The organism is Consotaella aegiceratis (assembly GCF_036541425.1).
GTDB classification, from domain to species: domain Bacteria; phylum Pseudomonadota; class Alphaproteobacteria; order Rhizobiales; family Rhizobiaceae; genus Consotaella; species Consotaella aegiceratis.
In genome coordinates, this window is record NZ_JAZHFT010000011.1 from 91,590 (window position 1) to 116,482 (window position 24,893).

The window sequence follows — 24,893 nt, forward strand, 5'->3', positions numbered from 1 at the left end:
ACATGAACCAATAGGGCCGTCAAGTGGGTGAATGGAAACCAAACTAGGATTGGTTTCCGGTTTCGGTGAATTAAAGGAAGGGGAAAAGCCATGCTACGTCACGTCGAAGCTCTGGCCCTGCGCGGCATCGCGTTGGCCTGCCTCGCCGTCGTCGGCTCAACGGCGGGGATCGTCCGCGCCGAGGCTCAGACGACGGTCACCATTTTGCAGTCCGAACCGCCGCGCAGCATGGATCCCGCTGATCAGACGGCGACGTTCACCGGCGACGTGCTGGAGCCGATGTATGAGGGACTGGTCGCGCGTGGCGAGGACCTGAAGGTTCATCCATCGCTGGCGACCGAATGGTCGGTCAGCGAAGACGGTCTGACGTGGACCTTCCATCTGCGCGAAGGTGTCAAATTTCATGACGGTTCGGATTTCGACGCCGAGGCCGCCAAGGCATCCTTCGAGCGGCTGATGGACGAATCGCTAGGCCTGGCTGGGGCCGGGCGCCTGCGGCCGCTGCTTCAGAGCGTCGAGGCGAGCGATCCGCACACGCTGACGATCGTGCTGACGCGCAACTATCCCGCCTTTCTCGACCTGTTGACCTCGGCCCAGGCCTCGATCGTTTCTCCGGCCGAAGCGGAAAAGGGCGATCTTGGCCGCGTGCCGGTCGGAACCGGGCCGTTCAAGTTCGTCGAGTGGAGTTCCGGCAACTATGTGCTCGAAGAGGCCAATCCCGACTATTGGGGCGACAAGGCCAAGGTCGAGCAGCTCAAATGGACCTGGTCGGCCGAGCAGTCGGTGATGAACATGGCGTTGCAGACCGGCGATGCCGACATCGTCAATCCGCTGCCGCCGGTGTTTGCCCAGGGTGTGGAAAACAACCCCGATATGGATCTGATCGCCCAGAGCGGGTCGGCCGTGTTCTGGATCGCGCTCAACGTCCAGATCGAGCCGCTCGACGACGTCAAGGTGCGCCAGGCGCTCAACTACGCCACCGACCGCGACGCCCTGGTCCAGGCGCTGCTCCGTGGCTACGGCACGCCGGCCGATTCGCCGCTCGCGCCGATTCCGCCCTATCACCTGGATGAAGCGCAGCCCTATCCCTACGACGTCGACAAGGCCAAGGCGCTTCTGGAAGAGGCCGGCGTCGCGGACGGCTTCTCGATGTCGGTGGCCGTGCAGGAGCCGGAGGCCAACATCGCCGAGGCGCTGCAGGGCATGTGGGCCAAGATCGGCGTGAAGCTGGAGATCCGCACGCTGGAAAGCGGCGTTTGGACCAAGGCCGCCTTCAACGATCCGGATGCCAAGAAGGCCGACAATCTGGGTTCGGTGATCGCGTCGTGGTCGTCGGGCGGCTTCAATCCCGACCAGCAGCTTCGCCCGCTCTACGACACCGACAGCTGGGCTCCGGCCGGCGCCAATCTGGGCTTCTTCTCCAACGAGGAGTTCGACCAGCTGCTCGATACAGCGGCGAGCACCGCCGATCCGGCCAAGCGCAAGGAGCTCTACGACCAGGCGCAGAGGATCGTGAACACCGAGGCGCCGATGGTGCTGCTCTACGTCAAGCAGGACCTCGTCGGCGTCAAGAAGGGTATCGAGGGCATCTGGGTCGTGCCGGGCGGCGACGTCCGCGCCGCCTATGTGGACAAGTCCTCCTGAGTTCGAAATCCTGATGGGGGCGGGCCTCGGCCCGTCCCTTTCGCACCTTGCATCGGAGAGCGGCGGTGAAGACCTACGTAGCCAGAAAGCTCCTGGCGCTGCCGTTGATCGTTCTCGGCGTGTCGCTCATGGTGTTCATCGCCATTCGCATGCTGCCTGGCGATCCGGCCCGCATGATGGCGGGGCCCGAGGCGCCGGAGGCCGCCGTCGAGGCGATGCGCATCCGGCTCGGTCTCGGCCAGCCGCTGGTCTTGCAGTATCTAGCCTTTCTGCTGAACGCCATCAAAGGCGACTTCGGCGTTTCCATCCACTCCAGCCTGCCGGTGACCAGCGAGATCGCGGAGCGCTTTCCCTATACGTTCACGCTGGCGCTGACGAGCTACGCCATGGCCATCTGTCTCGGCGTGCCGGCCGGCATGGCGGCGGCCGTCTACCGCAACAGGTGGATCGACCAGATCGTCATGCTGCTCGCCATCGCCGGCGCGTCGGTCGCCAATTTCTGGCTGGCGCTGATGGCGATGAACTATTTCGCGGTGGAACTGCACTGGCTGCCGCTGCTTGGCGCCGGATCCTGGCGGCACTACGTGCTGCCGACTATCGCTCTGGGCACGCTGCCCACGGCGCTGATCGCCCGTATGACGCGGTCCTCCATGATCGAGACTCTCAACCAGGACTTCATCCGCACCGCACGCGCCAAGGGGCTTGGCCCACTGGCCATCTACCGGCGCCACGCGCTGCGCAACGCGCTCATTCCCATCGTCACGATCGTCGGGCTCAATTTCGGTTCGATCATGGGCGGCGCGGTGGTGACCGAATCGGTCTTCAACTGGCCGGGGATCGGCCGCCTGCTGGTGGATTCGGTGCGCTATCGCGATTATCCGGTGATCGAGGCTGTGACGCTGATCGCCGTCGTCAGCGTGGTGATGGTCAACTTCCTCGCCGAAATGGCGATCGCCGCAATCAATCCTCGCATCCGCCTGGCCTGACATGACCGTTGCCGAAGACACCTCGATCGTTGCGGACAAGCCGCGCTCGCGATCCTTCATCGTGGCGCGCTGGATGGTGCGGCGCGCCAATCTCGTGCTCGGCGCCTTGCTGGTCGGCTCGATCGTGGTCGTCGCGATCTTCGCGCCGCTGATCGCCACGACCTCCCCGGAGGCGCAGGATCTGATGAACACGCTGTCCGGACCCTCGGCGATGCATTGGTTCGGCACCGACGATTTCGGCCGCGACATCTTCTCGCGCGTCGTCTACGGCGCGCGCATCTCGTTGCTGGAGGTGGTGATCAGCGTCGGCATCTCCTGCGCCATCGGCGTGCCGCTCGGCCTGATCGCCGGCACGCTGGGCGGTCGCCTGGATCAGGTGATCATGTGGGTGATGGACATCCTCTTCGCCTTTCCCGGCATCATCCTCGCCATCCTCCTGGTGAGCGTGCTGGGCGCGAGCCTGTTCAACATGATGCTCGCCATCGGCATCTTCGCCATTCCCGTCTATGCCCGGCTCAGCCGCAACATCGCGCTCGGACTCAAGCAGATGGAATATGTCGAGGCGGCGACGGCACTCGGCGCCAGCATCTGGCGGGTGATGTTCGATCACATCCTGCGCAATTCGCTCGGCCCCATCATCGTGCAGTCGACGCTGACGGCCGGCACCGTGGTGCTCGCGGCCGCGAGCCTCTCGTTCCTCGGCCTCGGCGCTCAGCCGCCGACGCCGGAATGGGGCGCGATGATGAGCGCCGGCCGCAACTATCTCGGCGTCGACATCTACCTGTCTCTGTTCCCGGGGCTCGCCGTCACCATCATGGTGCTCGGCTTCAACATCCTGGGCGACGGCCTGCGCGACCTGCTCGATCCCCGCACCTGAACCTTAAGGGCGGTGCCCTCTTTATCCCGTCAGCGGAGCCGCCGGACAGCCGGAACGCGTCGCTTACAGGGAGAGGTCGAGAAGGCGGCCTTCGAACAGGCGGTCGCGCGAGTCCTGCAAATGCTGGCGCATGCGCTCGCGGGCGAGTTCGGCATCGCCGTCGCGGATTGCCTCGTAGATGCCGGTGTGCTCTTCGAAGACGTTCTGCAGGCCGTCGTGACTGGGCATCATCAGCGCCATGCCGTGCAGCTTCATGCCCACGCCGATATGCGGGCGAAGCGCCCGCATCGCGGAAACATAGTAGTGGTTGTTCGAGGCTTCGCTCACGCTGCGATGGAATGCGTAGTCGGCATCCTCGCGATGGCGCTGCTGGCGGGTGGCGTTGCGCAGCAGTTCCAGCACTTCCGCGATCCTCTCGACCCCCTCGGCATTGCGCCGCTGGGCCGCGAAGAACGCGGCATCCGGTTCGATCGTCAGGCGGAATTCATAGCAGCGCTGGATGTCGGCGATCGTCTCGACCGGTGGGAATCCGAGCAGACGCTGCTCGACCACCTGGCGCACGAAGCTTCCCGCGCCCTGCCGCGAATAGATCAGTCCGTCGCGGCGCAGCCGTTCCAGGGCCTCGCGGACGATCGGCCGCGAGACGTCGAACTGCAACGCGAGCTCCTTCTCGCTGGGCAGCTTCTGGTCTGCGGCATATTCGCCGCTGGCGATTCGGGACGACAGCAAATGATAGACGCGATTGGAAAAAAGAGCCCGGGACCGTGGCGCGTCCTGCGTCTTTGCTTCGGGATTGGGAGCCTGCTTCATCTGTATCACTGGAACAACGCTTGAACGAAGGGGGGATCGCGCTCGGGGTCGGCCGTCGCGCATGCATTTGCCAGCCTCGCCAGGGTTTCAGGATCACCGAATCCGCCTGATTTGGTCATTACCGTCACCTCGCGTCCGCCGATCCGAAGCTGCATGAAAGGAACGCCCGGAAGAGCCTCGCCCAGAACCTCGATCCAGCGCACATCGAGTGCTCGGAGAAGACTTTGGGCAACTTCCCCGCCGCTGACAAGCAGACATCTCGGCGTTTGTGTGTACAACTTATCTGCAAGCGCGGTCGTAAAACGCTCGGCAACCGTGCGGCCGTCTTCTGGCTCGTCACCGGCCACGACCCGGATCAGCGTCAGCCCGGCAGACCAGGGTCCGTCGGCGAGGTGCCCGTTGGGCGCCTTGATCGCCATGACGTCCGCAGCCTTCGTCAGACGGTCCGACTGGGCGATGGTGATCGGATCGCGCGATCCGATGGCGAAGACAAGCGGAAGCCGGGGCCGGAACGGGAGGCCTGCGGCATCTGGCGCGGCGGGGCCGAGCAACGTCGCCAGAGACGCGGCTAGGCCCCGGGCGCCGACGGCGAGCGTCGCCTCGGGCCGCGCCGTCAGCAGTCGCGCCGCGGCATCGAGGTCGGCCTGCGTCGCGGCCTGCGGGATCTCGGCAGCCACGGCGATCGCCGTGGCCAGCGGGCGCAGCGGCAGGGGCTTGTCGACACCGACGCCGAACAGGCACTGATCCCAGACCGTGCGGCCGAGATCGGGGATGGCCGGGCAGAACAGAACGGTGCTGCGACCCGTCGCCGCCGCAACGACCCGGCTCTCGGCAACCACGTGTCCCTTGGTTCGCGAGTCGATCTTCTTGAAGACGATGTCCGGCCGAAAGCGATCGAGCGTCGCAGCCGCGGCGGCGACACGGCGGCACGCCTCGTCTTCCGGCAATTCGCGCGAGGCGGTGTTGATGCACAGCAGTCCGAGGTCTGCGGGGAGATCGTCGGCCGGTACGGCCGGGTCCAGCTGGATCGCCGCCCGGATCCCGCGTTGCGCGAACGGGGCACTGGCATCGAGCGCACCGGTCAGGTCATCCGCAATCATGCCGACGCGCAAGCTCATTGCGAAACGGCCGTCTCCGCCGGCGCGACAAGGTGGCATGCCACCCAGTGATCCTTCTCGATCTGGCGCCACCGTGGCGTGGCTCGGCTGCAATGTTCCACCGCGACCGGACAGCGGGTGTGGAAGCGGCAGCCGGACGGGGGATGGATCGGGCTCGGCACGTCGCCGGTCAGAACCTGGCGCTGCCGCGACCGTTCATAGGCCGGATCGGGTTCCGGCACCGCCGACAGCAGCGCCTTCGTATAGGGATGCAGCGGGTTGGCGAAGAGACGATCGCGGGGCGCCAGTTCCGCCAGCCGGCCGAGATACATCACCGCCACGCGCGTCGAGATGTGGCGAACCACCGCCAGGTCGTGCGCGATGAACAGGTAGGTCAGTCCGTAGCGTTCCTGCAGATCCTGGAAGAGATTGATGATCTGGGCCTGGACCGAGACGTCGAGGGCCGATACCGCCTCGTCGCAGACCAGGAATTCGGGCTCGCAGGCCAGCGCGCGCGCGATGACCACCCGCTGGCGCTGCCCGCCGGAGAGTTGGTGCGGGTAGTGGTCGGCAAAGCGCTTCGCCAGACCGACGTCGGCCAACAAGCGTTCGATCCGTGTCCTCACCTGAGCGCGCGCGACAATCCGATGGAAGATCAGCGGTTCGGCGATCGCCTCACCGACGGTCATGCGCGGATTGAGCGTCGAATAGGGGTCCTGGAACACCACCTGCAGCTTGCGCCGGTAGGGTCTCAACTCGTCTTCCGACAGGCCGGAGAGATTGCGTCCGTCGTAGACGACATTGCCGGCCGTTGGCTTGTTCAGTTGCAGGATGGTCATGCCGGCCGTCGATTTGCCGCAGCCGGATTCCCCGACAAGACTCAGGGTCTCGCCGCGCTGGATATCGATACTGAAGTCGTCGAGAGCGTGCACCACGGCGCCGGTCTGGCCGAAGGCGCCGAGCTTGATCTGATAGTGCTTGGTCAGGCCCTCGATCGCGATCAGCGTCTCGGCGCGTGCCGGCGCGCCGCCCGGGTTCGGTCTGTCGGCCGCGTCGTGCTTGCGATCGTCCATCATCACGGTGCTCATGCTGCGGCCTCCACCTGCTCGACGGTGACCCAGCAGGCGGCGCGATGGCCGTCGAGCGACCCGGTCACCGGGTCGAGCGGCGGCATTTCCTCGGCGCAGCGTGCGATGCGCTGGTTGCACCGGGAGAAGAAGGGGCATCCCGCTGGGCGGTTCTGCGGATCGGGCGGTGTCCCAGGAATGGAAGCGAGCCTGCGCGCGCCCTGATCGTTCAGCTTCGGCAGCGAGTTCAGGAGGCCGCGCGTATAGGGATGGGTCGGGTGCTCGTAGAGCGCGTCGACCGGCGCCTCTTCGATCACCTTGCCGGCGTAGAGCACGATGACCCGGTCCACCAGGCCCGACACCAGGGCTAGATCATGGGTGATCCAGATGACGGAGATGCCGAGCCGCTGGCGCAGGTCCTTCACCAGATCGACGATCTGGGCCTGGATGGTGACGTCGAGCGCGGTCGTCGGTTCGTCGGCGATGATGAGCGGCGGCTCGCAGGCGAGACCGATGGCGATCATGACGCGTTGGCGCATGCCGCCCGACAGTTCGTGCGGGAAGGCCTTCATCCGCTCTTCCGGGCTGGGAATGCCGACCATTCGCAGCAGGTCGGTGCCGCGTTTCCAGGCTTGGACCTTGGAGATGCCACGGTGCTCGAGCATCGCTTCGCAAAGCTGCCGGCCGATGTTCATGACCGGGTTCAGCGAGGTCATCGGATCCTGGAAGACGAAGCTGATCTTGCCGCCGCGCACCCGGCGCAACGCCCTGGCGCTCATCCCGACGAGATCCTGCCCCTCGAACCGCACCGCGCCGCCGGTCACGGCCGCTCCGGGCGGCAAAAGGCCCACCAGACTCATGGCTGTGATCGACTTGCCGCATCCGGACTCGCCCACCACGCCGAGCGCCTCGCCCTTGCGCAGTTCGAACGACACGTCGTCGACGACCACCGCCGGACCCTTGCGGGACGGAACGGTGACCGTAAGTCCCTGAACGTCCAGCAGAGGCTCCGTCGCGTTCCCGGCCTTGCTTGTCGCGGTCATTGGTCCTCCCGGCAGCTGCGAATGGCGCACTCGATCGTCCGCCATAGTCCGGAAGATTTGTTTACATGTCAATCATAAACCGGATTGGCGCCTGCGTCAATTTTGGCATGTTTGCATAATGCTATGATTTTAAAATGAAAAATAGAAAGAAAACGCGATGAATCCTCGCCGTCCAGGTCGAAAACTTGTAATTTCTGATTGACAGTCGCGGCTTGGATGGGCGATGCCTCCCGGCAAGCTTACAACGCATTCGCACGGAAACGACAGTGGAAAAGCCAATCGCGGTCACCATGGGGGATCCGGCAGGCGTCGGTCCCGAAGTCATTGCCAAGGCCCTGGCGACGCTCGACGAGCCCGAGCGCCGGCGCCTGGTCGTGATCGGCGACAGGGACGTCATGGTCCGCGCCGCCAAGACGACCGCATGCGGCCTGCCGGTCGAAGCCCCGGGGGAGGGGAGCGGCATTCAGGTGGAACAGGTCGACGTCCCGGACCTCCGCGCGGCGTTCGGCCGGCTCGACCCGAGCTGTGGCGAGGCGTCCTACCGCTATATCGAGCGCGCCGTCGCGCTGGCACTGGACGGGACGATGGGATGCATCGTCACCGCGCCGATCAACAAGGAAGCTTTGAACGCCGCCGGCCACAAATATGATGGCCACACCGGCCTGCTCGCCGCGCTGACCAAGGCTCGCTCGTCGTTCATGCTTCTGGCCGACGAGAGGCTCAAGGTCATCCACGTTTCCACTCACGTCTCGCTGCGCGATGCGATCGAACGGGCCAAGCCGCAGCGGATTCTCGAGACGATCCGTGCCGGCCACGATCATCTCCGGCGCATCGGCTTCGCCAGTCCGCGCATCGCCGTCGCCGGGATCAATCCCCACTGCGGCGAGAACGGTCTGTTCGGCGACGAGGACGTGACGAACATCGCGCCGGCGGTGGAGCAGGCGCGGGGCGAGGGGATCGACGTGACGGGGCCGGTGCCGGCCGACACCTGCTATGCCCGCGCTTACGGGGGCGCGTTCGATCTGGTCGTGGCCCAATATCACGATCAAGGGCACATCCCGATCAAGCTCGTTGCGTTCGACACTGCCGTCAATGTCACGCTCGGTCTGTCGATCGACCGCACCTCGGTCGATCACGGCACGGCGTTCGACCTCGCCGGCACCGGCAAGGCCAATCATGTCAACATGCTCGCGGCCATCGCCTATGCGCGGCGGCTGGCCGACGCGCCGCGCTGAGGAGGCTGCGATGGGGGGACCGTTCAAGGGTGTGTTTTGCGCGGCGGCGACGCCGCTCGACGCCGACCTGAACCGGGACGAGGCGCGGTTGGCGCGCCACTGCCGGCGCCTGCTGGATCGGGGATGCCATGGCGTCGCCCTGCTCGGCTCAACCGGCGAGGCGAACTCGTTTTCCGTGAGCGAGCGCAAGGCGATGCTGGAGGCGGTGGTCGCCAGTGGTGTCGAGGCTGAGAAGCTGCTGCCGGGGACCGGCGTCTGCGCCATTCCGGAGACCGTCGATCTGACCCGCCACGCTCTGGCGCTGGGCGTGACGACGGTCATCGTGCTGCCGCCCTTCTACTACAAGGCGGTGTCGGAGGAGGGGCTCTACGAGGCCTATGCTCGGGTCATCGACGGTGTCGCGGATCCACGCCTGCGGGTCGTCCTTTACCACATCCCGCCGATCTCGCAGATCGCCATCACCCCGAGCCTCATCGAGCGCCTGATCGCGCGTTATCCCGAGACGATCGTCGGGGTCAAGGATTCCGGCGGCGAGCTCGAGCACATGACGGCTTTGGCGCGGACCTTCCCTTCGCTGTCGATCTTTGCCGGCGCCGATCCGCTGATGCGGCCGCTGCTGGAGTCCGGCGGAGCCGGCTGCATCACCGCCACGTCGAACCTCCTGTCGGCCGAGCTGCGCACGATTTTCGATCATTTCGCCGATCCCGCCCGGGAAGACGACGTCGCCGCCGCACAGGCGCGTGTCGTGGCCATCCGCAATCTGTCGAACAGCCATCCGCAGATCCCGACCATCAAGGCGATGGTCGGGCATGTGAACGGCGAGGCGGGCTGGGAGCGCGTGCGGCCGCCGTTCCGGCCGCTGAGCGAAGCCCAGCGTGCCGAGGTGGCCGCGGCCATGGGGTGAAGCCGACGCTGCAGGCGGGCTGACGCCGGCGCGCTGACGCGATTGCTCGCGGGCTTGCTTCGCCGGGGTCCGCGGCGGTCTGCAGTCGCATTCCGGCCTCGACTGAACTTTGGTGCATGTCCGTGTCTGCTTTCGTTTCTCCCGATGCCTTCGCCGCCTTTCTGCGTGTGGTGTTCATCGACATCTCGCTGGCCGGCGACAATGCCATCGTGATCGCACTTGCGGCCTCCGGGCTGATGCCGGAACTCCGGTCGCGCGCCATCGTCTTCGGCACGCTCGCCGCCGCGGTTCTCAGGATCGTGTTCGCCCTGGCGGCCGTGCAGCTGCTCGATGTCACGGGGCTGTCTCTGATCGGCGGCGTGATCCTTCTCTGGGTCTGCTGGAAGCTTTGGGGCGAGCTCCGGGACGGCCAGGGTCTCTCGGCCGGCTGCGACGTGGCGGTGCCCGGCCCCTCCGGCAAATCGCTGCATCAGGCCGTCTGGCAGATCGTCGTGGCCGACGTGTCGATGTCGCTCGACAACGTGCTGGCGGTGGCGGGCGGCGCCCGTCACCACGACGAGGTCCTGGTGTTCGGCCTCGTCATGTCGGTTGCGCTAATGGCGATGGCGGCGTCGCTGATCTCGAACCTGCTGCACCGGTTCCGCTGGATCGGCATCATCGGGCTCTTGGTGATCCTCTATGTGGCGTTCGAGATGATCGTCACAGGCGCCGAGGACGTCCTTCATACCCTATAGGCGGCTCTCCATCCGTCTGTGGCCGTCATCGGGGCCTCGATCCGCAAAACGCCGCGGTGCCGATCGAGGCCAGGGCCACGCCCATCGACATGAAGATCGAGCTGAAGCCGAGCGTGGCGCCGAGCGCCCCGAGGCCGAGCGGAATGATCATCTGTCCGAGCCGCGTGCCCATCTGGCGCAGCGAGATCGTCGTGGCGCGTGCGCCGACGGGAGCCGCCGCGATCGCCAGAGACAGCGTCGCCGATCCTGCCGCGCCGATGCAAAAACCGAGGATGGCCAGTGCCGCGAAGATGGCCGTCGGCGGCAGCGGCAACCACAGCAGGACCAGCATCGCCGCACCACTCAGCGAACTCGCCAGCATCGTCATGCGGCGCCCCAGCCGCGCCGCCATGCCGCCATAGAACGCGCGGGCGACGACGGTCGCCAGCGACAGCACGCTCAACATCAGACCGACGACGCCCGAAGCGATCCCGCGGTCGATCCCGAGGACGGCAGGTAGATCGGCATGACGCCGTTGATGGTGGCGACCACGCTGCCGGTCATCAGCATGGTCGGCAGACCGGGTCGGGCGAGGATGATCGAGATCGGCACCGCCACCGACGGTGCAGGGGCCTTGTCGGGAAGCCGCCGGCCAACCAGGACGGCCGCACCGATCAGAAGGACCGCACTGCCGAGCGCCAGGTCCAGCAGATGAACGGCGATCGAGGCCGGATCGTTCGTGTCGATCAGGCCGACGAACAGCGGCGCGATCATGCTGCCGGCCGAACTGGCGAAGAGATAGTTGCCGAGCATGGCGTCCCGGTGCATGCGCGTCGACGCCAGCAGGACGACGAGTTGCAGGCCCGACAGATGCAAAGTCTGGCCGACGCCGAGGACGCCGGTTCCCATCAGAAGCCAGACGAGATCGAGCGGCGAAGCGAGCAGCGCCAGCGTTGCCAAGACAAGCACGCCGGCGCCCGCGACCGTCATGAGCGCGACGGCGCCGCGATCGCCCAGCCGCCCGAACCAGACGACGAGACAGGCCGGCAGCAGCGAGAAGGCGACGGCCAGGACGCCGGCGTAGGAGCCGTCGATCCCGGCGGCGAGCGCCTTATAGGTGACGCCGATCCGGGAAAGAGTGACCGAAAAACTGATCAGGAAGGCGGTCGCGAGCATCAGCCACGCGAGCCGCCCGTTGATCAGTCTGCGGGCACCCCCGGTTCCGGCGGGGCGCCCGAATGGCGCTGCGCGCATAAGGGCGGCGGGCGTCTAGGCGCGCTCGCCGGAAATCCAGTCCTTGGCGAAGCGGACGTGTTTGATCGCCTCCCGAAAATACGTGTAGGTCACGTTGATCGCGCCATCGGCGGTCTGCATCACGCTGGGATAGGAGAGTTCGCGCTTGCGCCGCTCAAGCTTCGGGCTGTCGTTGTTCAGCAGCTTGCGATCGCCGGCCTCGATGACCCGATGGACCGGAAAGGTCTGGCCCTCGTCGGTGGACAGGGCGATGGACAGCGGGGCACGCTGGATGCCCCAGACGGCGCGGCGAATACCCTTGCCGTCGGGCGCGGGAGGCTCGATGGCGGCCGGCTCGATTGAGGTGTCCTTTCCGGGGGCGAAGCTGGCGCTGGTGTGGTTGTAGACGAGCGCGATGGTGCCGTCGGCGAGGCGTCGCGCCTGGATCGACGAATTGTTGTTGGGCACCGCGATCGGGCGCGGCTCCGTCCATGTCCGACCGTAGTCGGTCGACTCGCTGCGCTTGATGGCATCGGCGTAGCGGCTGCGGAAGAGGCCGATCAGCTTGCCGCTACCGACCTCCAGCACATCCATGTGGACGGCGCCGAGGCTGTCGGGAACCGGGTATTCCGTCCAGCTGCGGCCCCGATCGGACGAGATCTTGACGGCGCTGACGTCGTTGTGGCCGTGCCAGGACTCGCCTTGGATCGGCCGGCAATGGAAGACCGGCAACAGCCACTCACCATTGTCCATCGCGACGATCGGCTGGCGGATGAACAGGCCGGGCTCGTCGAACAGCGTCTCGATCGGCCCCCAGCTCTTGCCGAAATCGGTGGAGATCCGGCGGCGGACGATCGAGGTGTCCTGGCCGTCGATCTTCTGCGCCGTGTAGATGACCCAAAGCTCGCCATTCGGCGTTTCGAACAGCACCGGGTTCTGCTCGGAGCGGCTCGTGTCGTCCGAAATCTGGACCTCTTCCGACCAGCGGTCGGCGCCGGCCGCGAGGCTCGAGAAGAAAATCGAGACGTCCGGCTGACCTTCTTCCGTCCCGGCAAACCATACGCAGGCGAGGTCGCCATTGGAGAGGGCGAGCAGGAAGGAGGCGTGATTCTCCCGTCCTTTCGTCGGCAGGAAGGCTTCCTGCAGCGCCGGATCGGCGCTGGACGGGCGGATGATGCCGTCGGAATTGATGACGGCCTCGTCGGCAGTGGCGGCCATGGGAGTCCTCCTCACAAATGAATGGAGTGTTCTATCTGCCTGCCTCCTGGCATCTTGTAAAGACGTAAATAATGCCGCCTGGTTCACTCATAAATCGGAAAAACGCTGGAAAATAAGGATCTATTGCCGTTCATGTCATGACTAGCGGCAAGGTTGTGGCCGACGATGGACAAACATGTTGACATGTTGGTCCGACGGGTGAAAATGGGATCGATTTCGCTGACATCCAATAGGGAGGAAGATATGTCGGGAAGTTCCACGAGCGGTATGACGCGCCGGTCGGTTCTCAAGATGGGGTCGCTGGCCGCTGCGGCGGGCATCCCGATGATCGGCGGATTTCCGATCCGGGCCATGGCCCAGGAGGCCGGGGTCCTGCGCATCGCCACCGGCATGTTCGAGATGAACTGGTCGCCGATGATGGCCGGCGGCCCGCATTATCGCTGGAATTCGCTGTGGTGGGCCTCGCCGATGTATTTCGACGAGGAATCGAAGATCCACCCCTATGTGGTGACGGCGTGGGATCATAACGACGACTTCACCAAATGGAGCTTCGAGCTCGATCCCAAGGCGACGTTCTCGGACGGCTCGTCGATCACCGCGGGCGACATCAAGGGCTCGTGGGAGATGGCGGCGATGCCCACGACGCAGAACTATCGTGTCGATCAGGTGCTCAGCGGCGTCGAGGGCTATGACGAGGTCGCGGCCGGCAACGGCAACTCGATCGGCGGCATCAAGGTGGTCGACGACACCCACCTGACCGTCACGCTGAAGAAGCCGGATTCGGTCTTCTTCATGCGCATCGCCAACGACCTGATCCCGATCGTCAAGGCATCCGAGGCGCGCGACGAGGACGGCCAGATGGTGCAGGAATGGTGGTCGCCGGACAATGGCGGCTCGGTTTCCGGGCCGTTCAAGCTCGTCGAAATCAATCTCGACGACGGCCATCTCGTCTTCGAGCGTAACGAGAATTTCTTCGGGTCGCAGCCGAAGCTCGACCGTGTCGAGATCGATGTGGTGGAGGATCCGGTGACGGCGACCACCCTGCTGCAGCGTCGCCAGTACGACGCGCATACCGAGCTGGTGACCTCGACGATCGTGAGCGATCTGGGCGAAGAGTTCTCGGCCGGGCCGTCGATCCCCTCCGGCCAGCATTTCTGGTTCAACTCCAAGTCCGCGCCGTTCGACGATCCGAAGGTGCGTCAGGCGCTGATCCTCGCTGTCGATCGTGACGGGTTGATCAAGGCCTCCTTCCCGGACGGGCCGAACCCGAAGGCCGACCAGATCCTGGTCGCGGTGGAGGGCGTGGACAAGGACTTCGAGCCGTTCCCCTACGATCCCGAGAAGGCCAAGCAGCTGTTGTCGGAATCGAGCTATGGCGGCCCCGAGCGTCTGCCGCGCCTGGTGATGGCAGGGATGACCAACCCGGCGCACCAGGCGGCCGCGCAGTTCATCATCGAGCAATGGCGCCAGAATCTCGGCATCTCGGCCGTCGAGATCCTGCCGACCCTGGACAATTTCGACACGTCGAGGGTTCACGTCATCCGCGACGACGCCGGAACCCGCGTGCCCGATGCGGCCGTCTTCCTGAATGGCGTCATCGCCTCGACGGGCGGCACGGCCATCGGCAAGATGAACGGCTACAACAATCCCAAGGTCGACGAGCTGCTGGCTCAGGCTGTCACCCTGGAGGCGGACGACCCCAAGCGCAACGACCTTGCGCAGCAGGCGCAGCGCCTGTTCCGCGACGACTACATGTTCATCCCCTGGTATCACGAGATCATGTCGCGCTGGGCCAATCCTTACGTCCAGGGCATGGAGAAGAACCTCGACTGGCAGGTGATCCGGCCGTGGGACATCGCCATCGATACGGCATCCAAATAGGCAGCCGGACGGCGGAGGGGGCTCCTCCCTCCGCCGCATCGTTCGACCAGGGGATGACGACATGCTGACATATGCAGCCAAGCGGATCGCGCTGTGGGTGCCCTCCCTCTTGCTGGTGCTGCTCAGCGTCTACGCGCTGGCCTTTTTCGGCGCGGGAGACCCGATCAAGCTGATCTTTCTGCGGGAGCCGGGGGACGTCGCGTTCGACCCCGTGCGCATCAACGCGATGCGCGCGGCCGCCGGCATCGATCGGCCGTTCCTGGTTCAGTTCTTTTCCTATCTCGGCAACATCTTGCACGGCAATTTCGGCAATTCGCTGCTGTCCGGGCGCTCGGTCGGGCATATGATCGCGGCCGCCGCGCCGGTGTCGATCCAACTGGGTCTGCTGGCGATCGCGCTCACCGCGATCGTCGCCATCCCGCTCGGCGTGATCGCGGCGCTGAGGCAAAACACCCGGGTCGACTACGTCATTCTCGGCTCGGCGCTGTTTCTCTGGGCGATCCCCGCCTATGTCGCCGGGCCGCTGCTGATGGTGACGCTGCTCGTCGTTTTGCCGGACGTCGCAATGTCCTACGGCTGGGGCGGCGTTTTCGATTATCGGATCATCCTGCCGTTGATCGTGCTGTCCTTCCAGCCGATCGCCCTCATCGTGCGCCAGACGCGCTCGGCGGTGATCGAGGTGCTGAGCGAGGATTTCGTCCGCACCGCCCAGTCGAAAGGCCTGTCGCCGTTCAAGGTGGTGACGCGCCATATCCTGCGCCCGGTGCTCACCCCGGTGGTGACCCAACTGGGGCTGATCATGATCACGCTGGTCAACGGCGCCGTGTTCGTGGAACTGGTGTTCGGCCTTCCCGGGCTCGGCCGGCTGACGGTGCAGGCGCTGATGAACTCCGACTATCCGATCATCCTCGCCGTGGCGCTGATCAGCGCAGTCCTGGTGATGGCCTCCAACCTTTTGGTCGATCTGATCTATCCGCTGCTCGATCCGCGCGCGAACGAAGGCAAGAGGGACTGACGATGAGCGCACAGCTGGTGGATATGGTCCCCACCGAAGACGACGTCCCCGAAGAGGGTGCAAGCCTGTGGGGCGACGCGTGGGCCCGCCTGAAAGCCAACAAGATCGCCGTGGTCGGCCTCGTTCTCATCGCGCTGTTCGTCGTCTGCGCGGCGATCGGCCCTTGGCTGACCCCGTACGATTTCCTGTCGCAGAACCTCGATGCCCGGGGCCAGGGGTTCTCCTGGTCGCATTGGCTGGGAACCGACGAACTCGGCCGAGATGTCGCCAGCCGGGTGATCTACGGGGCGCGGACGGCGCTGTTCGTGGCGCTGGTCGTCACCGCGATTTCGGTGATCATCGGCACGACGCTCGGCGCGCTGGCGGGCTATCTGGGCGGGTTCGTCGATTCCTTCGTGGTCTGGCTGACGGACATGTTCATGTCGGTGCCGCAGCTTCTTCTCGTCATCGTGGTGAACACGACGCTCAAGCCGCCGCTGTCGGCGCTGATGGATCGCCTCTACATGGCGACCTACAATCCGATCTTCCGATCGACGATCTGGGTCGACTTCATCTTGGTCTTCGGCTCGATCTCGCTGGTCATGTGGCCGCCCTACGCCCGTCTCGTTCGCGCGCAGGTCCTGTCGGTGCGCAACCGGCCTTACGTCCTGGCCGGCCGCGCTCTGGGTCTGCCGACCCGCCGCATCCTCATGCGCTACATCGTGCCCAACTCCATCGGCCCGTTGATCGTCGCCGTCAGCGCCGGACTTGGCAACGCGATGGTGTTGGAGAGCGCCTTCAGCTTTCTCGGCGTCGGCGTGAAACCGCCGATCCCCAGTTGGGGACTGATGATCTCCGACGGCCTGCGCGTTTGGCAGCAATACCCTCATCTGCTGGCCGCGCCTGCGGTCGCCCTGGCTATCGCCACCGTCGCCTTCAGCTTCCTCGGCGATGGCCTCAACGACGCGCTCAATCCGAAAGGGTCGAAGTAATGGAGAGCCAAGCGCATTTGCTGCGACCAGACGGCGGAGCAGCGTCTCTGCCTGCCGCAATGGCGGCACGAACCGGCCTGACGCTGCCGCAGCGCGTCGAATTCGGCGTCGGCTGCGTCGGAACCGCCGGCGCATGGGCGAGGGCGACCGGCGCGCGGCGCCCGTTGGTTCTAGCCGACATCTTCAACGCCGCACGCGTCGACTGCCTCGATCTGCCGGGCGAACCGGCGGTGTTCGACGACGTGCGGAGCGAACCGGAGCTTGCCGATCTCGAAGCGGCGATCGCCTTTGCGCGGTCGGTCGAGCCGGATCTGATCGTCGGATTCGGCGGCGGCAGCGCGATGGACCTGGCCAAACTCGTCGCCGTGACCATGGCGTCGAGCAAGTCGGTCCTGGATATCGTCGGTCCCAACAAGGCCGATCCACGCAGCGTCGGGCTGATCCAGGTGACGACCACCGCGGGCACCGGCAGCGAAATCGGGACACGGGCGCTGGTGACGGAGCCGGTCTCCGGTGACAAGCTGGCCGTCGAGAGCCCGCACATGCTCGCCGACCTGGCGGTCATCGACCCGGGCCTGACGGTCAGCGTTCCCGCCGCCACGACCGCCGCGACCGGCGTCGATGCTCTGGCCCATTGCGTCGAGGCCTTTACGAGCAAGCGGGCTCATCCGCTCATCGACATGTTCGCGCGCGAGGGCATCCGGCTGGCCGGGCAGCATTTGAGACGAGCCGTGGAGTGCGGCGAGGACGTCGAGGCACGCGCCGCCATGAGCATGGCCGCGTTCTGCGGCGGCGTCTGCCTCGGGCCGGTCAACACCACGGCCGGTCATGCCATCTCCTACCCCCTCGGCACGCGCCAGAAGCTTGCCCATGGCATCGCCAACGCACTGATCTTTCCGCACACGCTCGCTTTCAACGAGCCCGTCTGCGAGGCCAAGACGGACGAGGTCCGCCGCCTTCTCGGTCTTGCCGGCGGCGATCTGGCTGCGGTCGCACGCGACTTCTGTTCCAGCCTCGGGATCGCGATGCGGCTGCGCGACCATGGAGTCGCCGAACAAAGCCTCGACGCGATGGCGACGGAAGCCGGTCGCATCCGCCGGCTGCTCGATCACAATCCCCGCCCGATCGGTCGCGACGAGATCCTGGCCATCTATCAGGCAGCCTACTAACCGCGTCGAGCTGCTGACGATGCAGCGTTCAGCGGCGCGCTCCCCTGGCTCCCGGCCCGATTCACGCCCTCTGACCCCGTTGCTCCTTCGATCGATCGCCGCCGAACTCTACGGATCGAGCGGAGCGGGCGATTCCGTATCGTCGGGAGCCTCGTCCCGCTTGGTCTCGATTTCGGGGACGGCGGGGGCAAGGCGACGGCCTTTGGCAGAGGCGTGAGCTGCCGTGTCGCTATACTCCAGCCGCCGATCGAACCGAGGTCGGTCGGCGGGAGACGGAAAATGGATCAGCAGGTTGTAGCGCCGTACGATGTCGGGTTCCTGCCGAAGCTCGATTTCGGTTCCGTGGAGGTCCAGGTCGAGCGGCTCCAGCCTATGCAGCGCCCGGTCGAGGGACGGGGGAAGCCGCCACTGGAGCGTCTCGAAGAGCCGGCCCAGGGATTGCCGGAGCTGCTCGACCGCCGTCTCGGTCGTTGCCGGATCGTGGAGATTCAGCTTGTAGCGCACCTCACCAACGCTTTCGGCGTCGCGTCCGCGCAAGATCGCGAAAATGGACGTCGGACTGTCGGTTCGGTCCGCTGGCAATGCATCATCGTCGGAGGCTTCGTCCGGATCCTCAGAACGCGGCGGCAGCTTCAGTTCGGAGAGGCATTCCCATTCGCCTGTCGGCAGATTGCCACGATGCCATTGCAGTTCGGTCTCGCCGAGTTGCAGGGCATCGCAGAGCATTTCCGGCGTTGCCGTGGGATAGCGAACCCAGTGCGGGACGCCGAGGCGCTTGGGCGTCAACAGTTCGTTGGGCAGAAGAGGGGCCGGTTCGGGCGCGGCAGGCGATGGTGGCGAATCCTGCCCGGTGACCGACGTGCCGATATCGGGCGAGGCCTGGGGCTGATCTCCCCCTTGAGCCGCAGCCGGCTGGGCAGTGCTCGCGCCGGCCAGCGCCATCACGATGAGGATCGCGCAACGGTTCGTCGTCGACGGGCCCGGATGCGGAGCAGGTCGTTGGGTGCTCGTGCGTGTCACCGAGTTCGCCTCATCCATGATCGATGCCATGGCCTTTCATGGTCCAACATCATCGCATCGACGCTTGCTTTCGCAAGCCGGTCGCGATGCCGGCAAGAGGCCGGTCCGTAACGCTTTGAAACGCCGGCGCTCCGGCAGGTCACGTTCGGATGCGTCACGAGGCCGAATGGCTTCGACGCTGGCGCCTTTGCGCCGATCGAGCGCGCGGACTACTGCCGGCCGACAGAGCAGGCGACCGGCACCGCCGAGGATCGATCCGCCCGCCTGATGACCAGGCTGTGCCCCGGCGACGGCGTTTGAAAGGCCGGCCTTGCAATGTCCCGCAAAGCCACCGGCAAACCGCCTCCGGATGCGCGCTCACGCTTCGGAAACGCGCCTCAGTTCGTCGTATTGACCACCGAGACGACGGGCTGGGACACCATGTTGACCATGGTCAGGAACTTGCCCACCTCGACCGCGTCGGCATTCGTGACATACAGGATGTCGTCCGGCTCCATGTGGAATTCCTGGGCCAGGAAGTAGATCTCCGGCTCGCGGAAATTGGCATGGTAGACCGTGGGAATCTTGCCATCGACCTTGGACGCGTACGGTTTGAGCTTGCTGGTCTCGATCCCCATGCCTTCGAGAACACTGCGATCCTCGAGACGATAGACGAAAACCTGACCCGGATCGGTCCGGTCGTCCAGGAAGCTGCCCGCCAGACCGACCGCGTCGACGAGATTGATCTCGCTCTTGCCGAACGCGAAGCTGCCGTTCTCGCCGGACGCGCCAAAGGCGTAGAACTTCTTCTGCTCCCGATAGACGTAGACCTTGTCGCCCGGCGCGACATAGATGTTTTCGGAGGGTGCCTGGACCAGCCGATCGAACGCGATCGTGGCGGAACGGCCGCGCCGTTGCAGGGTGACAAAGCTGTCGTAGCCGTCGTATTTCAGTCCGCCGGCCCGTGCGATCATATCGAGGACCGTGTCTCCGCCGGCGCTGACGGCAAAGGTGTTGGGAGCGTTGACGTCGCCCACCACCGATGCGCTTGCCGCCTTCTGATCGATCACCGACACCGTAACCTGGGGCTGGATCGCTCGATCGAGAAGCTTGGAAACGATCTCCGCCTCGACGTCGGAGGGCGAGCGGCCCACCACCCGGATCGTTCCGGCATAGGGAACGGTGATATAGCCGTTGCGGCCCACCGTCTGCGCAGGGAAGGTGACGTAGTTGCCGGGCCGGCTGCCGGCCTCCTCGGGAATGAACAGGCCGCCCGATTGCGATTCGTAGACGGTCACCTGGATGACATCGCCGACGCCGATGGTGATGACGGGCGCGGCGCCCTTGCCGCCACCGAACGACTTGAACACGTTCGTCGTGGCTTTGGTATCGAGCGCGTCGACGACGTACTTGGTCAGGTCGATCAAGGCATAGTTGTAATTGGTGATTTCGCTGTGCGGGGTGACGAACTGGATCGTCGCCTCTCGCCGAATGCTCTCGTCGGACGGTCCTTGCCGCGGCAACGCTGCGCAGCCGGCCAGCAACGAAGCCGCGGCCAAGCTCAAGCCGACCTTCGCGTATTGGTTGTGCATTAAGCGGACCCCCTCGGCCGAATTCGCAGCAAGCTGATGGCGCCCCCAACGCCGACAGGCCGGATGCAACGTTTCCGAGTATCAATGGCTAGCAAATTATTGCGGCCATGGAAGTCTCTTTTTTAGTCTCTGAGCCTTTCGAGCCACTCTGTTGCGTCTGGGTAACAGGCTCGTCGGGTATCGATTCGTCCGGGATCCTCCCGCTTTGGACGAGAGTATCTTGCCGTCTCGGCTGTTGCCGCAGGCCGCCCATATCCCACGCCGAGGTCGAACTACGCTCGATGCCCGGCAGGATGAATCGAAGCGCGGCCGTGTCGATGGCTTGATGGCTTGATGGCTTTCGCGTCGATACGAAAGGCCGTCGACCTCAGCTTGAGAAATCTGACATCGGGCGAAAAAGTTTGATGGCCGGTCGCAATGAGCGTTCGCCTTGGCTAGATCGATGGGGGAACGCAAATCGCATTCTCGGGAAGTTCGGTGTTCAAGAGACTGAAGCGACTGATCGGGGCGAGGGCGCCATTCGAGGGCGGCCGAGCCGAGGCCGAACCTTCCGCCGGGGAGACGCTCTATGTGATCGGCGATATCCATGGCCGACTGGATCTGCTGACGCGTCTCCTCGATCGGGTGCGCCAACATCAGCGCGACCGTCCGCCGTCACGATCGAGGCTGATATTTCTTGGCGACTATGTCGATCGAGGCCCGGATTCGCGCGGCGTTCTCGAATTGCTCTGCAGCCTCGCGGCGAGCGATGCCGATACGGTTCTGCTGATGGGCAACCACGAGGCCTTGTTGCTCGATTTTCTCGGCAGCGCTGAGGTCCTTCAGCACTGGGGAGCCGTCGGAGCCTTACCGACGCTGCAGTCATACGGCATCGCGCCGCCTCGGCAGATCGATGCCATCGCAGCAGAGCACGTCCGGAGAGAGTTGCTGTCCGCCATGCCGCAAGCCCATCGCGCCCTGCTGGGCTCCCTGCGGCAGACCTACCAGAACGGTGGCTATTACTTCGTCCACGCGGGCGTCGACCCTTGGCGCCCGCTCGACGATCAGTCGATCGACGACCTGCTGTGGATCCGCAACGAGTTCCTGGACTATGCGGGTCGGCTCGAAAAGGTGGTCGTCCACGGCCACACGCCGGTGTCCGAGGTCGACTTCCGGCCAAACCGGATCAATGTCGACACCGGAGCTTTCGCCACCAATGTTCTGTCGTGCCTGGTCCTGGCCGGCCATGAGCAGGAGGTGATCGATACGGATTGACCACAGCCCGACCGTCGGGTCCTGACGGTCGGGCTGCGGCCGAAATTCGATGGACTGCTGGTTCGACCCGTGATCTTGGCGGCCAGCTTCGACCGAGCCGCGACGGCCAGCTGCCTTGCTAGAGGGTGTACCAGCGGGAGGGATCGCTGCCCGACTGCACCTTCAGCCACACCAAGCCCGTCTTGTACCACTCGCGGATCGCGTTCGTTCGGTTGTCGAGAACCAGATCGCCGCGATTGCTGCGAACAACCAGGACGGCGTGGCCTTCTCCCGATCCGGTCTTCACCACGGCCATCCGCATCGCGGAGGCGGGAAGGCCCATTTCGATCAGGCGGCGGCGTTTGGTGAGTGCGTAGTCCTCACAGTCGCCCGCCTTGACGTCGGCCTGCCAGGTGTCGCCGCGTTCGTTTCTCGGGCGGATGCTGCGATTGACCGAGCGGTTGATGCCATCGACGCGTGAAAACGTCTTGTCGTCGATCCGGGCGATTTCGGAGCCGCCGCCACGGCAGTCGCGCGGGCTGGTCATGCAAAGCTTGACGTAGGCGAACGGGGCCAGGGTCGGGCGGTTGGCGCTGATGCGAATGAACTGTCCACGCTCTCCGAAACCCGGGCGGCTGTCCAGCTTCTCCTGAAGCGCATGCCGTGCGATCGATCCGATGTGGCGCGATACGCCAAGCGACGGGCCGGCCATGGCGGCATTCATCGACATGCATGTCGTTGCCGCAACTACGGCGCCAAGCATCACGTTACGTAGCAACATTCCTGTGTCCCGAGCAACGCCAGAAAGACAAGGTGTTGGACTTGCCTTCTTGGATTTATCGTGAAGCCATCCTGTGGCTGCTATACTGGGGACTTTACAGGAGACGTTTTGAGGAACGGTGAGATCAACGGTCTCGATTGCTGCAATTCAATTTAGGAAATTTTTACAGTTTCATTCGGTCCGCGCCGATGGCACTGCGACCGCGATGGCAGCGGAACTCACGCATTGGTCCGGCCGCTAGACACCGTCATTGCCGTGTCGGGCCAGCGATACCGCGGTTCCGGCACCGAGCAGCCCCGCGAAATAGATCGCGACGCCGTGGATCTGCAGTGAAAAGTCGAAGACGGAATGGACCCCCACCAGCAGCAGCATCGCCAGCGAGGCGATCGGAATCGCCCGATACCGGCGCCGTTCCCGGATGCCGACGCGATAGATCCGGATCAGTCGAAAGAGGCAATAGCCGACGAGCAGAACAAAGAAGGGAAGCCCTAGGCCGAGTGCCCCTTCCAGCCAAGAATTGTGGGCCCGGCTCCATACGCCGACGATGCCGCACTCGGCGCTGCGATACATGGGAAAGATCGCTTCGAACGTGCCGAAGCCGGTTCCGACCCAGGGATAATCGGCAATGGCTCGCATCACGTCTCGGTAGATGCACGAGCGCGCATCCTCGAACCCGACCATCTGCGCGCGGTGGATGGTTTGCTGGCCGAAGACGGTGAAGATCCCGAGCACAAGCGCCGCGAGGGTAACGATGATCCACCGCGGCCGTTTCGCGATTCTTCTCGACGGCAGGGTGGCGGTCGCCGTTCCGATGGCCAGGAGCAGAGCCAGAAGCGTCGCACCGAACCCGGCGCGCGACTTGGTCAGGAACAAGGCGAGGAGGGTGACAAAGAGCGCCGCTAGCGCCAGCAGCAAGGCGCTATAGCGCCGAAGAATTCCGGGGTGGAATTCGCGGACGTCGCGTCTCAGACGGAACCAGTCGAGGCGCGCTAGGTGCACGAAGAAGGTCCCGCACAGGGCCAGCGAGGTGAGCCCGAACAGCGTCGCGGCGTTGTTGCGGTTGACCAGCACCGACGTGACGGCGCCCGCGTTGAGGTGGATTTGGGAGAACAGACGAACGTCGGGAAAGAGCGCGTAGCGGAGCAAGCCAAAGGCGACGAGGGCGAAACCGAGATAGGCGAGCCGGTTCCAAAGACGTTCGGGACGATCGTCGCGGCTCGCCAGCACGGCCGCTGTGGCAAAGACCAGAAAAGGGCCGAGCAGGCTGGGAAGGCTGCGTATCGTCTCGCCCGGAGCCACGGAAATCGAGCCGCCGACGAGATCGAGAGGTTCCGCCACCGCCGACCAGATCGGATTGGCCAATGGGTTGCCTTCGAACGAGACGGCCTGGACGGTCAACCAAGCCGCGCATGCGAGGACGACCGTCAGCACGGGACGCAGAACCGAACGCTGGATCGGCTCTCGCATCGGCAGGCAGACGGCGATGGCAAACAAGGCGGCCTGCAACAGAACCGAGGCATAAAGATTGATGGAATCGACGGAGCCGAGCGGCAGAACTCCGAAGAGAAGCACGAGGATGAACAACACCCCGAGGATGCGATGACTCCATTCCAGCATGGGTGCGCCGCGGCTTCCTTCCCGACTGTCGTCGCTTTGCTAGGATGCTTACGCCATCGCGGGCTCGACTGACAGGACTATCGCCGACAGGACTATCGCCGGCCATGCACAGGCGAGAGGCGATGCTGCAAGAATAGCGAAAGATCGAAGAAATGACGTTTGCCGCCGAAGTCTCTTCGATATAGCGAGCACCGTGCGCGTCCGATGATCGTCGGCCGGTGACCTCAATTGTCTTGAGGACCGCATATCTGCGCGGCCTTTTCGAGAGCCAGGAAACACTCCGGGTCCGCCCAAACCCCTTGCTGCATGGCCCTCGCGGCGCTCTCTGCCGCTTCGTACGGGCCTCCCGATGCATTGAAGGCATGGCCGTGTTGCACCTGCTGCTCTGCGATGTCGCGAAGGTTGGCGCGACACTCGACGATCAGGACGTCCCGCTCGTCCTTGGCGGCTTCTTTGCACTCGATGACGTGATCGACGATGATGGAACGCAGCGCCAGCCGCGACTGGATACCGCATGACCAGCGCCGGCCGCGCGCGCTCTGGCACACTCGCCTCTGTGCGATGGGGCTCACGCCGCCGAGCCGGTAGATTTGGTCGTCAAACGAAAAGCTGGTGCCGGTGATGGCTTTTACGCCGGGCGGGATGCGGAGTTTCAGCGGGTAAGGGTCCTCCATGGGCTCGATGCGCTCCAGAGGCTGGCTGTCGGGGGACACTCGAACGGGTCCGTCCGTCCACAAGGGTCCCAACTCTTCGGCGCTGGCCGTCGCCGGTGTCACGAGGACCAGAAAAAACGACAAGGCGAGGCCCG

Annotated in this window: 23 protein-coding genes; 11 read left to right on the plus strand and 12 right to left on the minus strand. The window is 64.9% G+C overall.

Annotation, left to right across the window (positions count from 1 at the left end; all coding sequences use genetic code 11):
* Positions 1–90: 90 nt before the first annotated feature.
* From SMD10_RS10115 to SMD10_RS10125, 3 genes are all read left to right on the plus strand, one after another.
* Positions 91–1,644: an ABC transporter substrate-binding protein gene (locus tag SMD10_RS10115; protein WP_331685562.1), complete on the plus strand. Its 1,554-nt coding sequence runs from the start codon at positions 91–93 to the stop codon at positions 1,642–1,644.
* 65 nt (positions 1,645–1,709) lie between these two features.
* Positions 1,710–2,630, plus strand: a complete 921-nt coding sequence (locus SMD10_RS10120) for an ABC transporter permease (RefSeq protein ID WP_331685563.1) — start codon at positions 1,710–1,712, stop codon at positions 2,628–2,630.
* A gap of 1 nt (position 2,631) precedes the next feature.
* A complete protein-coding gene (locus tag SMD10_RS10125; protein ID WP_331685564.1) occupies positions 2,632–3,507 on the plus strand; it encodes an ABC transporter permease in 876 nt (291 codons plus the stop codon).
* A gap of 63 nt (positions 3,508–3,570) precedes the next feature.
* Here SMD10_RS10125 and SMD10_RS10130 read toward each other — a convergent pair whose 3' ends face one another.
* From SMD10_RS10130 to SMD10_RS10145, 4 genes are read right to left on the minus strand one after another with little or no spacing between them, the layout of a single operon-like run.
* On the minus strand, positions 3,571–4,317 hold the full coding sequence (locus SMD10_RS10130) for a FadR/GntR family transcriptional regulator (protein ID WP_331685565.1): 747 nt from the start codon (positions 4,315–4,317) through the stop codon (positions 3,571–3,573).
* Positions 4,318–4,322: 5 nt separating this feature from the next.
* Positions 4,323–5,417: a four-carbon acid sugar kinase family protein gene (locus SMD10_RS10135; RefSeq protein WP_331685566.1), complete on the minus strand. Its 1,095-nt coding sequence runs from the start codon at positions 5,415–5,417 to the stop codon at positions 4,323–4,325.
* Between the two features lie 14 nt (positions 5,418–5,431).
* Entirely contained in the window at positions 5,432–6,487 is a 1,056-nt protein-coding gene (locus SMD10_RS10140) for an ABC transporter ATP-binding protein (RefSeq protein WP_331685601.1), read from the minus strand.
* Positions 6,488–6,498: 11 nt separating this feature from the next.
* The gene (locus SMD10_RS10145) at positions 6,499–7,524 is read right to left on the minus strand and encodes an ABC transporter ATP-binding protein (RefSeq protein WP_331685567.1); all 1,026 of its coding nucleotides are present in this window, start codon (positions 7,522–7,524) and stop codon (positions 6,499–6,501) included.
* A 290-nt stretch (positions 7,525–7,814) separates the two neighbouring features.
* Between SMD10_RS10145 and pdxA the strand changes: the two genes are divergently transcribed.
* The 3 genes from pdxA to SMD10_RS10160 all read left to right on the plus strand — a co-directional run bounded on the left by pdxA (position 7,815) and on the right by SMD10_RS10160 (position 10,397).
* On the plus strand, positions 7,815–8,759 hold the full coding sequence (pdxA, locus tag SMD10_RS10150; protein WP_432757219.1) for a 4-hydroxythreonine-4-phosphate dehydrogenase PdxA: 945 nt from the start codon (positions 7,815–7,817) through the stop codon (positions 8,757–8,759).
* Between the two features lie 10 nt (positions 8,760–8,769).
* Positions 8,770–9,663: a dihydrodipicolinate synthase family protein gene (locus SMD10_RS10155; protein WP_331685569.1), complete on the plus strand. Its 894-nt coding sequence runs from the start codon at positions 8,770–8,772 to the stop codon at positions 9,661–9,663.
* A 122-nt stretch (positions 9,664–9,785) separates the two neighbouring features.
* Positions 9,786–10,397 (plus strand): TerC family protein, encoded by a 612-nt coding sequence (locus SMD10_RS10160; protein WP_331685602.1) that lies wholly within the window; start codon positions 9,786–9,788, stop codon positions 10,395–10,397.
* Positions 10,398–10,422: 25 nt separating this feature from the next.
* Here SMD10_RS10160 and SMD10_RS10165 read toward each other — a convergent pair whose 3' ends face one another.
* From SMD10_RS10165 to SMD10_RS10175, 3 genes are all read right to left on the minus strand, one after another.
* On the minus strand, positions 10,423–10,842 hold the full coding sequence (locus SMD10_RS10165; RefSeq protein ID WP_331685570.1) for an MFS transporter: 420 nt from the start codon (positions 10,840–10,842) through the stop codon (positions 10,423–10,425).
* The gene (locus SMD10_RS10170; RefSeq protein ID WP_331685571.1) at positions 10,842–11,552 is read right to left on the minus strand and encodes an MFS transporter; all 711 of its coding nucleotides are present in this window, start codon (positions 11,550–11,552) and stop codon (positions 10,842–10,844) included. The genes SMD10_RS10165 and SMD10_RS10170 overlap by 1 nt, the downstream gene beginning before the upstream one ends.
* A gap of 93 nt (positions 11,553–11,645) precedes the next feature.
* The gene (locus SMD10_RS10175) at positions 11,646–12,827 is read right to left on the minus strand and encodes a sialidase family protein (protein ID WP_331685572.1); all 1,182 of its coding nucleotides are present in this window, start codon (positions 12,825–12,827) and stop codon (positions 11,646–11,648) included.
* A 243-nt stretch (positions 12,828–13,070) separates the two neighbouring features.
* On the opposite strand from SMD10_RS10175, the gene SMD10_RS10180 reads away from it, so the two are divergent.
* From SMD10_RS10180 to SMD10_RS10195, 4 genes are all read left to right on the plus strand, one after another.
* A complete protein-coding gene (locus SMD10_RS10180; protein WP_331685573.1) occupies positions 13,071–14,708 on the plus strand; it encodes an ABC transporter substrate-binding protein in 1,638 nt (545 codons plus the stop codon).
* Positions 14,709–14,769: 61 nt separating this feature from the next.
* Positions 14,770–15,723: an ABC transporter permease gene (locus SMD10_RS10185; protein ID WP_331685574.1), complete on the plus strand. Its 954-nt coding sequence runs from the start codon at positions 14,770–14,772 to the stop codon at positions 15,721–15,723.
* A 17-nt stretch (positions 15,724–15,740) separates the two neighbouring features.
* On the plus strand, positions 15,741–16,694 hold the full coding sequence (locus SMD10_RS10190; protein WP_432757220.1) for an ABC transporter permease: 954 nt from the start codon (positions 15,741–15,743) through the stop codon (positions 16,692–16,694).
* Between the two features lie 59 nt (positions 16,695–16,753).
* Positions 16,754–17,863 carry an iron-containing alcohol dehydrogenase gene (locus SMD10_RS10195; RefSeq protein WP_331685603.1) on the plus strand — a complete coding sequence of 370 codons (1,110 nt, stop codon included), beginning with the start codon at positions 16,754–16,756 and terminating at the stop codon, positions 17,861–17,863.
* A 108-nt stretch (positions 17,864–17,971) separates the two neighbouring features.
* On the opposite strand, the gene SMD10_RS10200 is transcribed toward SMD10_RS10195, so the two are convergent.
* Positions 17,972–18,913, minus strand: a complete 942-nt coding sequence (locus tag SMD10_RS10200; RefSeq protein WP_331685576.1) for a DUF6030 family protein — start codon at positions 18,911–18,913, stop codon at positions 17,972–17,974.
* A 347-nt stretch (positions 18,914–19,260) separates the two neighbouring features.
* Positions 19,261–20,454, minus strand: a complete 1,194-nt coding sequence (locus tag SMD10_RS10205; RefSeq protein ID WP_331685577.1) for a polysaccharide biosynthesis/export family protein — start codon at positions 20,452–20,454, stop codon at positions 19,261–19,263.
* Between the two features lie 477 nt (positions 20,455–20,931).
* On the opposite strand from SMD10_RS10205, the gene SMD10_RS10210 reads away from it, so the two are divergent.
* A complete protein-coding gene (locus tag SMD10_RS10210) occupies positions 20,932–21,708 on the plus strand; it encodes a metallophosphoesterase family protein (RefSeq protein WP_331685578.1) in 777 nt (258 codons plus the stop codon).
* Between the two features lie 118 nt (positions 21,709–21,826).
* On the opposite strand, the gene SMD10_RS10215 is transcribed toward SMD10_RS10210, so the two are convergent.
* From SMD10_RS10215 to SMD10_RS10225, 3 genes are all read right to left on the minus strand, one after another.
* Entirely contained in the window at positions 21,827–22,417 is a 591-nt protein-coding gene (locus SMD10_RS10215) for a transglutaminase-like cysteine peptidase (protein ID WP_331685579.1), read from the minus strand.
* Positions 22,418–22,705: 288 nt separating this feature from the next.
* A complete protein-coding gene (locus tag SMD10_RS10220; RefSeq protein ID WP_331685580.1) occupies positions 22,706–24,085 on the minus strand; it encodes an O-antigen ligase family protein in 1,380 nt (459 codons plus the stop codon).
* Positions 24,086–24,309: 224 nt separating this feature from the next.
* Complete coding sequence (locus SMD10_RS10225; RefSeq protein ID WP_331685581.1) at positions 24,310–24,798, minus strand: thermonuclease family protein; 489 nt, start codon at positions 24,796–24,798, stop codon at positions 24,310–24,312.
* Between the last annotated feature and the right edge of the window lie 95 nt (positions 24,799–24,893).